The sequence below is a fragment of the Serinicoccus profundi genome, from assembly GCF_008001015.1.
In the GTDB taxonomy this organism is placed as follows: domain Bacteria; phylum Actinomycetota; class Actinomycetes; order Actinomycetales; family Dermatophilaceae; genus Ornithinicoccus; species Ornithinicoccus profundi.
The window spans coordinates 546,459-558,836 of record NZ_CP042862.1 but is presented as its reverse complement, the minus strand read 5'-3'; the positions used below and the strand labels follow the sequence as shown (position 1 = coordinate 558,836).

Annotated in this window: 14 protein-coding genes; 2 read left to right on the top strand and 12 right to left on the bottom strand. The window is 73.4% G+C overall.

Features of this window, described 5'->3' with window-relative positions; genetic code table 11:
- Window positions 1-38: 38 nt before the first annotated feature.
- From hemC to FA582_RS02560, 12 genes are all read right to left on the bottom strand, one after another.
- Entirely contained in the window at window positions 39-1,046 is a 1,008-nt protein-coding gene (gene hemC, locus FA582_RS02615; protein ID WP_170264309.1) for a hydroxymethylbilane synthase, read from the bottom strand.
- Window positions 1,039-2,409, bottom strand: a complete 1,371-nt coding sequence (locus FA582_RS02610) for a glutamyl-tRNA reductase (protein WP_147899727.1) — start codon at window positions 2,407-2,409, stop codon at window positions 1,039-1,041. The genes hemC and FA582_RS02610 overlap by 8 nt, the downstream gene beginning before the upstream one ends.
- Window positions 2,406-3,071 (bottom strand): redox-sensing transcriptional repressor Rex, encoded by a 666-nt coding sequence (locus tag FA582_RS02605; RefSeq protein WP_010148179.1) that lies wholly within the window; start codon window positions 3,069-3,071, stop codon window positions 2,406-2,408. Before FA582_RS02605 ends, FA582_RS02610 begins: the two co-directional genes overlap by 4 nt.
- Before the next feature lie 163 nt (window positions 3,072-3,234).
- On the bottom strand, window positions 3,235-3,507 hold the full coding sequence (locus FA582_RS02600) for a glutaredoxin family protein (RefSeq protein ID WP_010148180.1): 273 nt from the start codon (window positions 3,505-3,507) through the stop codon (window positions 3,235-3,237).
- A gap of 85 nt (window positions 3,508-3,592) precedes the next feature.
- Window positions 3,593-3,691 (bottom strand): 30S ribosomal protein bS22, encoded by a 99-nt coding sequence (locus tag FA582_RS02595; RefSeq protein ID WP_003792170.1) that lies wholly within the window; start codon window positions 3,689-3,691, stop codon window positions 3,593-3,595.
- Window positions 3,692-3,867: 176 nt separating this feature from the next.
- A complete protein-coding gene (locus tag FA582_RS02590) occupies window positions 3,868-4,068 on the bottom strand; it encodes a helix-turn-helix domain-containing protein (RefSeq protein ID WP_010148182.1) in 201 nt (66 codons plus the stop codon).
- Between the two features lie 186 nt (window positions 4,069-4,254).
- On the bottom strand, window positions 4,255-5,442 hold the full coding sequence (locus tag FA582_RS02585; protein ID WP_010148183.1) for an acetoin utilization protein AcuC: 1,188 nt from the start codon (window positions 5,440-5,442) through the stop codon (window positions 4,255-4,257).
- A gap of 30 nt (window positions 5,443-5,472) precedes the next feature.
- Entirely contained in the window at window positions 5,473-6,012 is a 540-nt protein-coding gene (locus FA582_RS02580; protein WP_033229094.1) for a GNAT family N-acetyltransferase, read from the bottom strand.
- A 76-nt stretch (window positions 6,013-6,088) separates the two neighbouring features.
- Window positions 6,089-6,892 (bottom strand): pyrroline-5-carboxylate reductase, encoded by an 804-nt coding sequence (gene proC, locus FA582_RS02575; RefSeq protein WP_010148185.1) that lies wholly within the window; start codon window positions 6,890-6,892, stop codon window positions 6,089-6,091.
- Window positions 6,893-6,898: 6 nt separating this feature from the next.
- Window positions 6,899-7,864 carry a proline dehydrogenase family protein gene (locus FA582_RS02570; RefSeq protein ID WP_010148186.1) on the bottom strand — a complete coding sequence of 322 codons (966 nt, stop codon included), beginning with the start codon at window positions 7,862-7,864 and terminating at the stop codon, window positions 6,899-6,901.
- 33 nt (window positions 7,865-7,897) lie between these two features.
- On the bottom strand, window positions 7,898-8,707 hold the full coding sequence (locus FA582_RS02565) for a sugar phosphate isomerase/epimerase family protein (protein WP_010148187.1): 810 nt from the start codon (window positions 8,705-8,707) through the stop codon (window positions 7,898-7,900).
- The gene (locus FA582_RS02560) at window positions 8,704-9,630 is read right to left on the bottom strand and encodes a Ppx/GppA family phosphatase (RefSeq protein WP_010148188.1); all 927 of its coding nucleotides are present in this window, start codon (window positions 9,628-9,630) and stop codon (window positions 8,704-8,706) included. Before FA582_RS02560 ends, FA582_RS02565 begins: the two co-directional genes overlap by 4 nt.
- A 142-nt stretch (window positions 9,631-9,772) precedes the next feature.
- Between FA582_RS02560 and radA the strand changes: the two genes are divergently transcribed.
- Both radA and disA read left to right on the top strand, forming a co-directional pair.
- Entirely contained in the window at window positions 9,773-11,188 is a 1,416-nt protein-coding gene (radA, locus tag FA582_RS02555; RefSeq protein WP_051125187.1) for a DNA repair protein RadA, read from the top strand.
- A gap of 107 nt (window positions 11,189-11,295) precedes the next feature.
- Window positions 11,296-12,378: a DNA integrity scanning diadenylate cyclase DisA gene (gene disA / locus FA582_RS02550; protein ID WP_010148190.1), complete on the top strand. Its 1,083-nt coding sequence runs from the start codon at window positions 11,296-11,298 to the stop codon at window positions 12,376-12,378.

Here is a 12,378-nt window from a genome sequence, read left to right as displayed (position 1 = left end):
TGACCCGGCGGCGACGAGGCCGGTCGGGTCGGGACGGTTCAGCAGGAGCTCGGCCATGGCACGGCCCAGCTCCTCCGGCGCATCGCTCGCGCCGGTCGCCACACGTCGCTGGGCCCCGGTGTCCAGGGCCGCGAACGCGTGAAGGGTGAGGGTGGCGGGCGCCCGCCCGCCGGGGTGGGCGGCGCCGGGGTCGGGTATGCCGTCGCCGCTGCGGCGCTCGTCGGCTCCCGAGAGCTCGGCGAGCGCACCGACGGGGCCGTGCAGCCGGCCTCGAGCGCGGCCAGCGCCGCACGCTCGGCGTCGACGGCGGTCCGGGTGGCCGGGTGCTCGAGGGCCTCGGCGAGGCGGGCCGCGAGGTCGGGGGCGTCCGCGCGGCACTCGACGGCGAGCGCTCCCTGCCCGGCGGCGGGCAGCATGGTGTCGAGGTCGAGGACCTCGGTGGCCTCGGCGAGGCGGTCCAGGCGAGCCAGCCCGGCCCGGGCCAGGACGACGGCGTCGAGCACCTGGTCATGCACCATCCGGATCCGCGAGTCCACGTTGCCGCGGATGTCGCGGATCTCCAGGTCCGGGCGCAGCAGCCGCAGCTGGGCGGCGCGGCGCGGTGACCCGGTGCCGACGACCGCTCCCGCGGGCAGGTCGGCCAGGGTGAGGTCGTCGCGGGCGACGAGCACGTCGCGCGGGTCCTCCCGCTCGGGCACGGCAGCGACCACGAGACCGTCGGCCGGCGCGGTCGGCAGGTCCTTGAGCGAGTGCACGGCGAGGTCGATGCGCCCGTCGAGCAACGCGTCGCGCAGGGCCGAGGCGAAGACGCCCGTGCCGCCGATCTCGGCGAGGCTGCGGCGCGAGGTGTCACCCTCGGTGGTGACGAGGACCAGCTCGACCTCCATCCCGGCGCCGCGCAGTCGCTCCGCGACCCAGCCCGACTGGCTGGTCGCGAGGGCGCTGCGGCGTGTGCCCAGCCGCAGCGGACGTCCGGCGGCCGGGGTGGGGCCGGCCGACGGCGTGGCGGCAGGGGCGGTGGTGGTCGCGGTGGCGGGCTCAGTCATCGGACGACCCCTCCGCCCTCGTGCCCGTCGCCTTCTCGACCACGCCCAGGGGCGGGGTGGAGACGCTGGCCACCTCACGGCTGTCGAGGTCGAACAGCTCGCGCAGCGCGTGGGCGTAGTCGGCCGGGACCTCGTCGTAGCCCGCCTGCAGCTGCTTGACCCGCGTCGTGGGGGTGTGCAGCAGCTTGTCGACGACCCGCTGCACGGTCTGGCGGACCTCGGCCCGCTCGTCGTGCGGCAGGTGCGGCAGCCGCTGGTCGAGACGGCTCATCTCGGCGTCGACGACCCGGGCGGCGCTGGTGCGCAGTGCGGCGAGGGTGGGGCCGAGTCGGGCCGCGTGCCGCTCGGCGAGGTAGCCGGCGACCTCGCTCGTCACGAGCCCGCGGACGGCGGCGACCGGTCCGGTCTCCGCCGGGTCGTCGGGGTCGGCCTCGGGCGAGGGGTCCTGCAGGTCGGCCAGGCCCCAGAGGTGCACCCCGCGCAGGCGCGACACCGCGGGGTCGATGTCGCGGGGCATGGCCAGGTCGAGCAGGACGGCCGGGGCCCCGGTGCGCCCGGCGTCGCTGCGGGCCCGCGCCACCGCGGGCTCGTCGAGCACGTGGCCGACGGCCCCGGTGCAGGTGATGACGAGGTCGGCGGACCCGACCGCCGAGGTCAGGTCGGACCACGGCAGGGTGCGGACCCCGTGCTGGCTCGCCAGCCGTTCGGCCCGCGCCGCGGTGCGGTTGACCACCGCGATGTCACCGACACCCTCGCGGACGAGGGTGGCGACGGCGAGGCCCGACATGGCGCCGGCCCCGATGACGACCGTCCGGGCCGCGCCGAGGTCGTCCAGGACGCCGCGGGCGCGGTCGAGGCCGAGCGTGACCAGCGAGCGTGACACGTCGTCGATGCCGGTCTCGGCGTGCGCCCGCTTCCCGACCCGCAGCGCCTGCTGGAGCAGGGGGTTGAGCGAGGAGCCGAGGTGACCGTTGCGCTGGGCCGCAGCGAGCGACTGCCGCAGCTGGCCGAGGACCTGGCTCTCCCCGACAGCCATCGAGTCGAGGCCGCAGGCCAGCTCGAAGAGGTGCGCGACGGCACGCTCGTCGTAGTGCACGAAGAGGTGGTCGGTGAGCTGCTCGCGGGTCAACCCGCTGAGCTCGCCCAGCGCCGCCCCGATCTCCTCCAGAGCGCCGTGGAAGGTGCCGGCCTCCACCACGACCTCGAGCCGGTTGCAGGTGGACAGGACGAGTGCCTCGTCGACGTGACCGCCGCCCCGCAGCCGGGAGGCGAGCCGGTGGCCGGCGTCGGCGTCGAGGGCGACCTGCTCGAGGAGGTCGATGGGAGCGGTCCGGTGGGACAGACCGACGACGAGGACGCTCATGAGACTCCCTCCACCTGCGACTCGGACACGGCGACCTCTCGCTGGTGCTGGTGGAAGGTCAGGATCTGCAGCTCGGTGGCCAGGTCGACCCGGCGCACGTCCACGTCCGGCGGCACCTGCAGCACCCCGGGGGCGAAGGTGAGGATGGAGTGGACACCGAGACCGACGAGCACGTCGGCGACCTCCTGCGCGGCCTCCGGCGGCGTGGTGATGACGCCCACCGAGACCGGGCCTCCCGTGCTCAGGTCGCTCAGCGGCTGCACCGGCATCCCCTCGACCCGGCTGCCGACGACCTGCGGGTCGTTGTCGGCGAGGGCCACGACGTGGAAGCCACGGGTGGCGAGACCCTCATAGCTGGCGAGCGCCCGACCCAGGTTGCCCATCCCGACGATGACCACGGGCCAGTCCTGACTGAGCCCCAGCTCGGCGGAGACCTGCTCGGCGAGCCGCGTCACGTCATACCCGACCCCACGCACGCCGTAGGAGCCGAGATGGGACAGGTCCTTGCGCACCTGGGCCGATCGCACCCCGGCCAGCCGGGCGAGCTCCTCGCTGGAGATCGAGGGCCGTCCCTGCTCGGCGACGGCGGTGAGGGCCTGGAGGTAACCCGGGAGCCTGCCGACGGTGGCGTCCGGCACGCCTCGCCGGTTCGACTCGGCCATCACGGCGGCACCGGCTCCTCTCTGGCTGGTTGCACCGACGAGGTGGGGGCTTATATCAGACCCTCGTGCACCGGTCGGCGCGGACCCCCCAACTCTAGGCTCGCACCCCTCGTTCCTCCAAAACGGCGCCCTCGCCGGGTCCCCTCGTGGGACACCGCCGGCGTCAGCGTCCGGACAGCGCCTGCCGCAGCCGCGCGGGATCGATGCGCCATCGCGCGACCTGCTCGCCGTCGACGAGCAGCACGGGGAGCTGGGTGGTCCAGCGGGCGTGCTCCTGCTCCCCCATGGCGCCGGAGCGCCGCTCGGCGTCGATGTCGCGCACGGTGACGTCATCGACCTGCTGGGCGAGCACCGCGAGCATCTCCTCGCACAGGTGACACCCCGGCCGCGACAGCATCTCCACCCGCGGGGCGCGGGACCGTCTCCACAGAGCCATCGATCCTCCTCCGGGAACGACGAGGGCGCCCCCTCCCTGCGGACGGGGCGCCTCGGTCACGGCGTCGGCGGGCTCGCCGAACGCCTTACTTCTTGTTGCGACGCTGGTGACGCGTCTTGCGCAGCAGCTTGCGGTGCTTCTTCTTCGCCATCCGCTTGCGGCGCTTCTTGATCACAGAGCCCATGGGGCCATCCTTCTCGTCGTCGGTCCTGATGGTGCAGCAGGCAGCCCGGTCGGTGAGGACCACGCGGGGCGCTGCACGGGCCCAACCAGCCTAACGCGGCGGGGGCCGGGCCCCCAAAAACGCCGGCTCGTCACGCGGACCGGCGCTGGTCCCTGGGGGCGTGGGTCACGGCCCGGTCACGCGGTGCCGTGGTAGGACTCCTCCAGGTAGGCGTGCACGGCCTTCTCGGGCACCCGGAGGGAGCGACCGACCCGCACCGCGGGAAGTTCACCGGAGTGCACGAGTCGGTACACGGTCATCTTCGACACACGCATGACGGCAGCCACCTCGGCCACGGTCATGAACGTCATCTCAGCGAGCTGGCGCTCATCTGCCATAGGACGCATCCCGTCTCTCAAATACAGGCAGGCAGCGTGCGCGGCTTCCCCTCCGGCAAGCGACCTGCGTTGGTTGTCCGGGCTTACACTAGGGGCAGGAGTGCAGGTTGCGAAAGTCGTGACGACAAATTTTGTCCAGCGAGACACGCCGAGTGTGACGAATGAGGCAGTCGGGGACGTGGGGGCTCAGTCGAGGTAGGGGTCGAGCCCCCACCCCGGGAAGGCTGCGCGCCGGGTCGCCATGATGGCCGCGTCGACCGCGTCGTCCGGGTCGTGACCCTCCTCCCACCGGCCGAATCTGATCTCGCGGCCCTCTCGATCGCCCATCCGTCGCGGGGCGTCCTGGCCGTAGACGTCCTCGACGTGGCGTCGCCAGGGGTCGGGCACCGCCGTCGTGGGGTCGACCGGGCGACCCGTCACCACCCCGATGAGGTGGGCCCACGCCCGCGGCACGACCTCCACCAGCTCATAGCCGCCGCCACCGAGCGACACCCACCGCCCGTCGGCCAGGTCCTCGGCGAGGTCCCGGACCCAGCCGTAGGCCACGGCGAGCGCCTCCATGGACACCGACAGGTGGGCGAGCGGGTCGGCGTAGTGGCAGTCGCACCCGTGCTGGCTGACCACGATCTCCGGCGCGAACGCGCGGGCGATGGTGGGCACGACGGCCTGGTAGGCCCGGAGCCACCCCTCGTCCCCCGTGCCCGGCGGGAGCGCGATGTTGACGGCGGTGTCCGGCGCCCGGGGCCCTCCGGTGTCGCCCGGGAAGCCGGTGCCCGGGAACAGCGCCCGGCCCGTCTCGTGCAGGGAGATCGTCATGACGCGGGGGTCGTTCCAGAAGCAGCGCTCGACACCGTCGCCGTGGTGCACGTCGAGGTCGAGGTAGAGCACCCGCTTCGCCCCGGAGTCCAGGAGGTGCTGGATGCCGACGGCGATGTCGTTGTAGACGCAGAAGCCGGAGGCCGCCTGGGGCATGGCGTGGTGCAGTCCCCCGGCGATGTTGCAGGCCCGGTCGACCTCCCCGGACCACACGGCGCGGCACGCCTCGAGCGTGGCCCCGACGGCGAGCGTGGACGCCTCGTGCATCCGCGCGAAGGCGGGGGTGTCCTCCGTGCCGACGCCGTGCCGCCCCGTGGCGGAGGCCGGGTCGGCCGAGGCCTGCCGCACGGCCTCGATGAGGTCGGGGGTATGCACCGTCAGCAGCTCGTCGTCGCTCGCGTGCCGCGCAGGGCGCACCACGACGTCGTCGTGGTCCAGCAGCCCGAGGTCCTGGGCCAGCCGGTGGGTGAGCTGCAGCCGGCTGGGGTGCATGGGGTGACCCAGGCCGAAGTCATACCCCGCGTAGCGCTCGTCCCACATCACCCATGACGACGTCATGGGCTCACGCTAGACCACGGCGGACCGGGCTCAGAGCGAGGTGGGCACCCCTGCGGCATCACCGAGCGGGTAGACCATCATCATCTCCTCGGACTCGGCGTCCTCCTCGTCGACCCCGCGGATCCGTATGGGCCGGCGGTCGTCGGTGGGTCGGAAGCCGAAGCTCGAGGCGAAGGCGACGGCACGGCCGTTGTCGGTGCCCACCCAGTAGACGAGCTGGCGCAGGCCGACGTCGCGACCGACCTTGGCCGCCTTCTCGAGCAGGCGGCGGGCGACCCCGCTGCCGCGACGAGCGGGAGCCACCCAGAGACCGAAGAGCTCACCGGCCCCGGGGATGTTGGTGCGGTGGCCGGTGCCGACGCTCACCACCCCGACGACCTCGTCGCCGTCGACGGCCAGGACACGACGCGAGCGCTCCATCCGCTCCTGCCAGCGGGAGTCGGGGAACTGCTCCTCCTCCTCGGCCGAGGCCACGAAGGCCTCCGGGGATTCACGCAGGGCACGGAGCCGGACGTCCTTGTAGGACGCCCACTCCTCCGGATCCAGCACGCGTACGTGAATCTCGCTCATGCTTGCCTACTCTTTCACACGCGGCGCCCGGGCCGCGCCCGGCCGGGTGAACACTCGGTGACGGGCACCGAGGGGCTCAGTCCTCGCGGGGCGACAGCTCGTGCGACCTTCTCGCGGCCGCCTCCATCGCGGTGAGGAAGGCGGCCCTGACCTTGTGATCCTCCAGGGCCCGCAGGGCGGCGACGCTGGTGCCACCCGGGCTGGAGACCTGCTCGCGCAGCACCGTGGGGTGGGTGCCGGTCTCCCGGATCATCGTGGCCGCACCATACAACGTCTGGACGACGAGCTCGGTGGACGTGTCCCGGGGCAGCCCCAGCAGCACCCCGGCCTCGATCATGGCCTCGACGACGTAGAAGATGTAGGACGGCCCGCTGCCGCTGATCGCCGTCACGGCGTCCTGATGGCTCTCGTCGAGCACGATGACCCGGCCGACGTGCTCCATGAGCGCCCGCGCCTGCTCCACGTGCTCGGGGGTGCAGTGCCGCCCTGGGCTCAGGGCCGACATCCCCTGGTCGACGAGCGCCGGGGTGTTGGGCATGACCCGGACCACCGAGGTGCCCTCGGGCAGTCGACGCTCGAGGAAGTCGGTCGTGATGCCCGCGGCGATGGACACCACGAGGGCGTCGCCGCGGACGTGGTCGCAGATCTGCGCGACGAGGGCCGACATGTCCTGCGGCTTGACGGCGAGCACGACGACGTCGGCCGCGGAGACCGCCGCCGCCGGGGTGTCGTGCCGCGTCCCGTGCTCGGTGGCGACCTGCTCGGCGCGGGCGGTGACCCGGTCGCTGAGGATGAGGTCGCCCGGGCTGTGCCCGGACCGGATGAGGGCCGCGGCGAGCGTGCCGCCCATGACCCCCGCCCCCAGCAGCGCGATCGTCATCGGCGCTCAGCCTCTCGTCGCGAGACCGCGCAGGAAGAAGGTGAGGTTGGCCGGGCGCTCGGCCATCCGGCGCACGAGGTAGCCGTACCAGTCCTCGCCGTAGGGGAGGTAGACGCGCATCCGGGAGCCGGCGCCGGCCAGCCGCAGCTGCTCGTCGGGCCGGATGCCCAGGAGCATCTGGAACTCGTAGCTGTCCGGCTCGCGCTGCGCCTTGGCGGCGAGCACCGTGGCGATCTCGACGAGGCGCGGGTCGTGGGTCGCGATCATGGGGTAGCCCTGGCCCTCGAGGAGGACCTTGAGGCAGCGGACGTAGGACTTGTCGACGTCGTCCTTGTCCTGGAAGGCGACCGACTCCGGCTGCTTGTAGGCGCCCTTGCACAACCGGATGCGGGAACCCTCGTGGGCGAGGTCGCGGCAGTCCTGCTCGGTGCGGTGGAGGTAGGCCTGCAGCGCGACGCCGACCCAGGGCCAGTCCTGGCGCAGCTCACCGAGCGCCGCGAGGGTCGGGTCGGTGGTCGTGTGGTCCTCCATGTCGAGGGTGACCGTGGTGCCGGCGTTGGCCGCGGCCTGACAGATGGCCCGCGCGTTGTCGATCGCGATCGCGTGGCCGTCACGGCCGAGGAACTGCCCGAGCGCCGACAACTTGAGGCTCACCTCGACCGCGCCGTCCTGGGTCAGCCCCGCCGCGGAGAGCGCGGCGATGAGCTCGAGGTAGGCGTCGCGGGTGGCCGCGGCCTGCGCCGGGTCGGTGGTGTCCTCGCCGAGGTAGTCGATGGTGACCTGGCGGCGGGTGTCCACGAGCTCGGCCGCCACCCGCACGGCGTCCGGGGTCGCGTCGCCCGCGACGAACCTCTTGACGACGTCACGGCTCACCGGGGCGTGCTCGATGGCCTGGCGCAGGGTGGTGTTGCGGCTCATCCCGAGCAGGGTCTGACGCATCAGGGCTGAGGGATTGAGGTCGGCGAGCTCCATGGGGCACAGGCTACGCCCGCGGTGACCGACCGCTCATGTCGGGCGAGCACCGGGGCGGTCGTGCTGCCCGAGGTGCTCGCGGGCGAAGGCCAGCGACTCGGCCAGCGCCTCCTCGCGGGCCGCCGTGCGCATCTTGCGGGTGCCGACCTCGAGGCTGACCACGCCGCCGAAGCGGGTGTCGACCAGGTGCTGGAGCACCTCGGCGCACCGCTGGGTGCCGCGCCCCGGCACGAGGTGCTCGTCCTTGAAGGAGCCCAAGGAGTCACCGAGGTGGACGTGCCGGATCCGGTCGCCGAGGTCACGGGCCATGTCGAGCGCGTCCTCGCCCGCCGTGGCGGCGTGGCTGATGTCGAAGGTCACGTCGGTGTAGGGGTAGTCGCGAGGATCCGGGCCGGGGAGGTAGGCCTGCATCGCCGAGGCTCCCGTGCGCCACGGGAACATGTTCTCCACCGCGATGGGGATGCCCCACCGCTCCTGCCGCGCCGCCACCCCCTCGACGAAACCCTCGGCATACCCCCGCTGCCACCGGAACGGCGGGTGGACGACGACGCACTGCGCACCGACGTCACGGGCCAGGTCGAGGGCCCGCTCGATCTTGCCCCAGGGCTCCCAGCCCCACAGCCGCTGGGCGAGCAGCAGCGTGGGGGCGTGGATGGCCCCGATCTGCAGACCGTGCAGGTCGGCGAGGGCGCTGAGGGCGCCCGCCTCCTGGGTGACCGGGTCGGTCCACACCATGATCTCCACGCCGTCGTAGCCGAGGCGCTCGGCGAGGTCGAAGGCGTAGGCGGCGTTCTCGGGGTAGACCGAGGAGGTCGAGAGGTGGACGGGTATGTCGTGGGTCACCGGCCGAGCCCGTCCAGGAAGCGCAGGATGAGGCCCTCGCGCAGCGCCCACGGGCTCACCGAGAGGCTCTCGACCCCGCTGAGCTCGAGGACGGCCTCGAGCACGAGCGCGCCCGCGGCCAGCTGACGCGCGCGGGAGGCCGAGACCCCGGGCAGCTGCGCCCGCTCGGCAGCGCTCATCCGCAGCAGTCGCGGGGTGAGCTCGGCCAGGTCGGCGAACCTCAGCACACGGGGGACGTAGAGGCCGTCGCCGCGCGGCGCGGCCCCACAGGCCCGGGCCAGCGAGCGGACCGTCTTGCTGCTGCCCGCCACGAGCTGCGGCTCCCCCACCTTGGTCAGGGCCGGCTGCGCGCTCGCGATCTCGGACCGGATCCGTTTGCGCAGGCCCTTGATCTCGGCGCCCTGTGGTGGGTCGTGGGTCAGCTCCCGGCTGAGCCGGCCGGCGCCCAGCGGGAGGGAGATCGCGGCGTCGGGATGCTCGTCCAGGCCCGCAGCGAGCTCGAGGGACCCGCCACCGATGTCGACGTTGAGCAGGCGGCCGGCCGACCACCCGAACCACCGGCGGACGGCGAGGAAGGTCGCGCGGGCCTCCTCCTCACCCGGGAGCACGTCGAGGTCGACCCCCGAGGTCTCCCGGACCAGGGCCAGCACCTCGTCGGTGTTGCCGGCCTCCCGGATGGCGCTCGTCGCGAAGGGCAGCAGCTCGGTCGCCCCCCTGCTCTCGGCCACCTCGACGCAGTCCGCGACGAAACCGGCGAGCATCTGGGCCCCCTCGGCGCTGATGTCACCCTCGGGCGTGAGGTGCTCGGCGAGACGCAGCTCCACCTTGTGGGAGAAGTCCGGCGTGGGGTGCCCACCGGGCTGGGCGTCGACGACGAGCAGGTGGACCGTGTTGGATCCGACGTCGATGACACCCAGGCGCATGCGGGCCATGATGCCCCACCCGGCTGGCCGCCGCTCCCACCGGCGGCGGCGCCGGCGGTGGGACCGGCGGTCAGGATCGGCGGGAGGGACGGCCGGGTGCCAGGTCACGGGGTGTGTCGGAGCGAGCACCTACGCTGGGCGCGTGGCCAAGGCGAACAGAACGGCATACCGCTGCACGGAGTGCGGCTGGCAGGGCGTGAAGTGGGTGGGACGCTGCCCCGAGTGCCAGGCGTGGGGCACGGTGTCCGAGACCGGCGGTCGGACCTCGGTCCGCACCAGCGCGGTGTCGCCCACGCGACCGGCCGTGCCCATCGCGACGGTGGACGCCGACGCCGCGCAGGCCCGCTCCACCGGCGTCGGGGAGTTCGACCGGGTGCTCGGTGGCGGCCTCGTGCCCGGGGCCGTCGTGCTCATGGCCGGCGAGCCCGGCATCGGCAAGTCGACCCTCGCGCTGGACGTCGCGGCCCGCGCGGCCCGCGAAGGTCGATCGGTGCTCTACGTCTCGGGGGAGGAGTCGGCGGCCCAGGTCAAGCTGCGTGCCGAGCGCATCGGAGCCGTCGCCGACACGCTCTACCTCGCCTCCGAGACCGACCTGGCGACCATCCTCGGCCAGGTCGAGCAGACCGACCCCGACCTGCTCGTCGTCGACTCGGTCCAGACCGTCGCCAGCGCCGACGTGGAGGGGGCGCCGGGCAATGTCGGACAGGTGCGCGAGGTCGCCTCGGCCCTCATCCAGGCGGCCAAGACCCGGGGCACGGCGGCCCTCCTCATCGGTCACGTCACCAAGGACGGCGGGATCGCCGGTCCGCGGGTGCTGGAGCACCTCGTCGACGTCGTCATCGCCTTCGAGGGCGAGCGGCACAGCCGGCTCCGACTCGTGCGGGCGGTGAAGAACCGGTACGGCCCGACCGACGAGGTCGGGTGCTTCGACCTGGGCGACTCCGGCATCTCCGGGCTCGCCGACCCCAGCGGGCTCTTCCTGTCCAGCAGGGACCGGCCGGTGCCGGGGACCTGCGTGACGGTGACGCTGGAGGGTCGGCGCCCGCTCGTGGCCGAGGTCCAGGCCCTGGTGAGCGAGGCCGTCGCGGGGTCGGCGCGCCGGACCACCAGCGGGCTGGACCCGTCCCGGCTGGCGATGGTGCTCGCGGTGCTCGGCCAGCGCGGCGGGGTGCCGCTGGCCAAGGACGACTGCTACGCCGCGACCGTCGGCGGGGTGCGCCTGTCCGAGCCGGCGGCCGACCTGGCCCTGGCCCTTGCGCTGACCAGCGCCAAGGCCGACCTGGCCCTGCCGGTGAGCACGATCGCCGTCGGCGAGGTCGGCCTGTCCGGCGACCTGCGGCCGGTGACCGGCGCGCCGCGCCGACTCGCCGAGGCCGCGCGCATCGGCTTCACCGAGGCGGTCATCCCGGTGGGTTCGCTCAGCGAGGGCCGTCCGCCGGCCGGGATGCGCGTGCACGAGGTGGCGACCCTCAGCGACGCGGTCGCCCTCGTCCTCGCCGCGGCGCAGGCCAGTGCCCGCCGCGAGGGCTCGCCTGGCACCCTGGTCAAGAATCCGTAAAGATCTGGCGCCCCCGACCGGGACCTGGCGCGCGCCGCCTAGGATCGCCACAGTGCCCCGACGGGCACCCGTGATCGGACGGCCGCAGGGACAGGTGGGAGGCGGGCATGCCTGAACGCAACGACGAGGAGCTGCTGCGCGCCACGCTGGGGGCCGTCGCACCGGGCACCGACCTGCGGGACGGCCTGGAACGCATCCTGCGCGGCCGCACCGGAGCCCTCATCGTGCTGGGCAGCGACCGGACGGTCGACTCGATCAGCACCGGCGGCTTCGAGCTCGACGTGGAGTTCTCCGCGACCCGCCTGCGCGAGCTGGCGAAGATGGACGGCGGCATCGTGCTCACCCGTGACGGCAACCGCATCGTGCGTGCCGCGACCCAGCTCGCCCCCGACCGCACCATCGAGACCCGCGAGAGCGGCACCCGGCACCGCACGGCCGAGCGGACCGCCAAGCAGACCGGCTTCCCCGTCATCTCGGTCAGCCAGTCGATGTCCCTCATCGCGCTCTACGTCGGCAACACCCGGCACGTGCTCGAGGACCGCAGCCAGCTGCAGGCGCAGGCCAACCAGGCGCTGCAGACCCTGGAGCGCTACCGCGCCCGGCTGGACGAGGTCGGCGGCAACCTCTCGGCGCTGGAGATCGAGGACCTCGTCACCGTGCGCGACCTCGCCTCGGTGCTGCAACGCCTGGAGATGGTGCGTCGGATCAGCGCCGAGATCGAGCAGTACGTCGTCGAGCTCGGCGTCGACGGCCGCCTCATCGGCCTGCAGCTCGAGGAGATGACCGGCGGGGTCGAACGCGAGCGCGAGCTCGTCGTGCGCGACTACATCGGTGCCGCCGAGGCCGGTCGGGACCCCGTCCAGGTCCAGGCCGCGCTCGCCGCCCTCGACAGCACCGAGCTGCTGGACCTCGCGGCGGTCGCCCGCTGCCTGGGCATCACCGTCGTCGGCGACGGGATGGACCACCAGCAGCTCAGCCCCTCCGGCTACCGCCTGCTGCACCGCATACCCCGACTGCCCGGGGCGATCGTCGACCGGCTGGTCACCCACTTCGGGACCTTCCAGCAGCTGCTCTCCGCCGGCCTGGAGGACCTCATGCAGGTCGACGGGGTCGGTGAGGCCCGCGCCCGCGCTGTGCGCGAGGGTCTGTCCCGGCTAGCCGAGAGCTCGATCCTCGAGCGCTACTCCTGA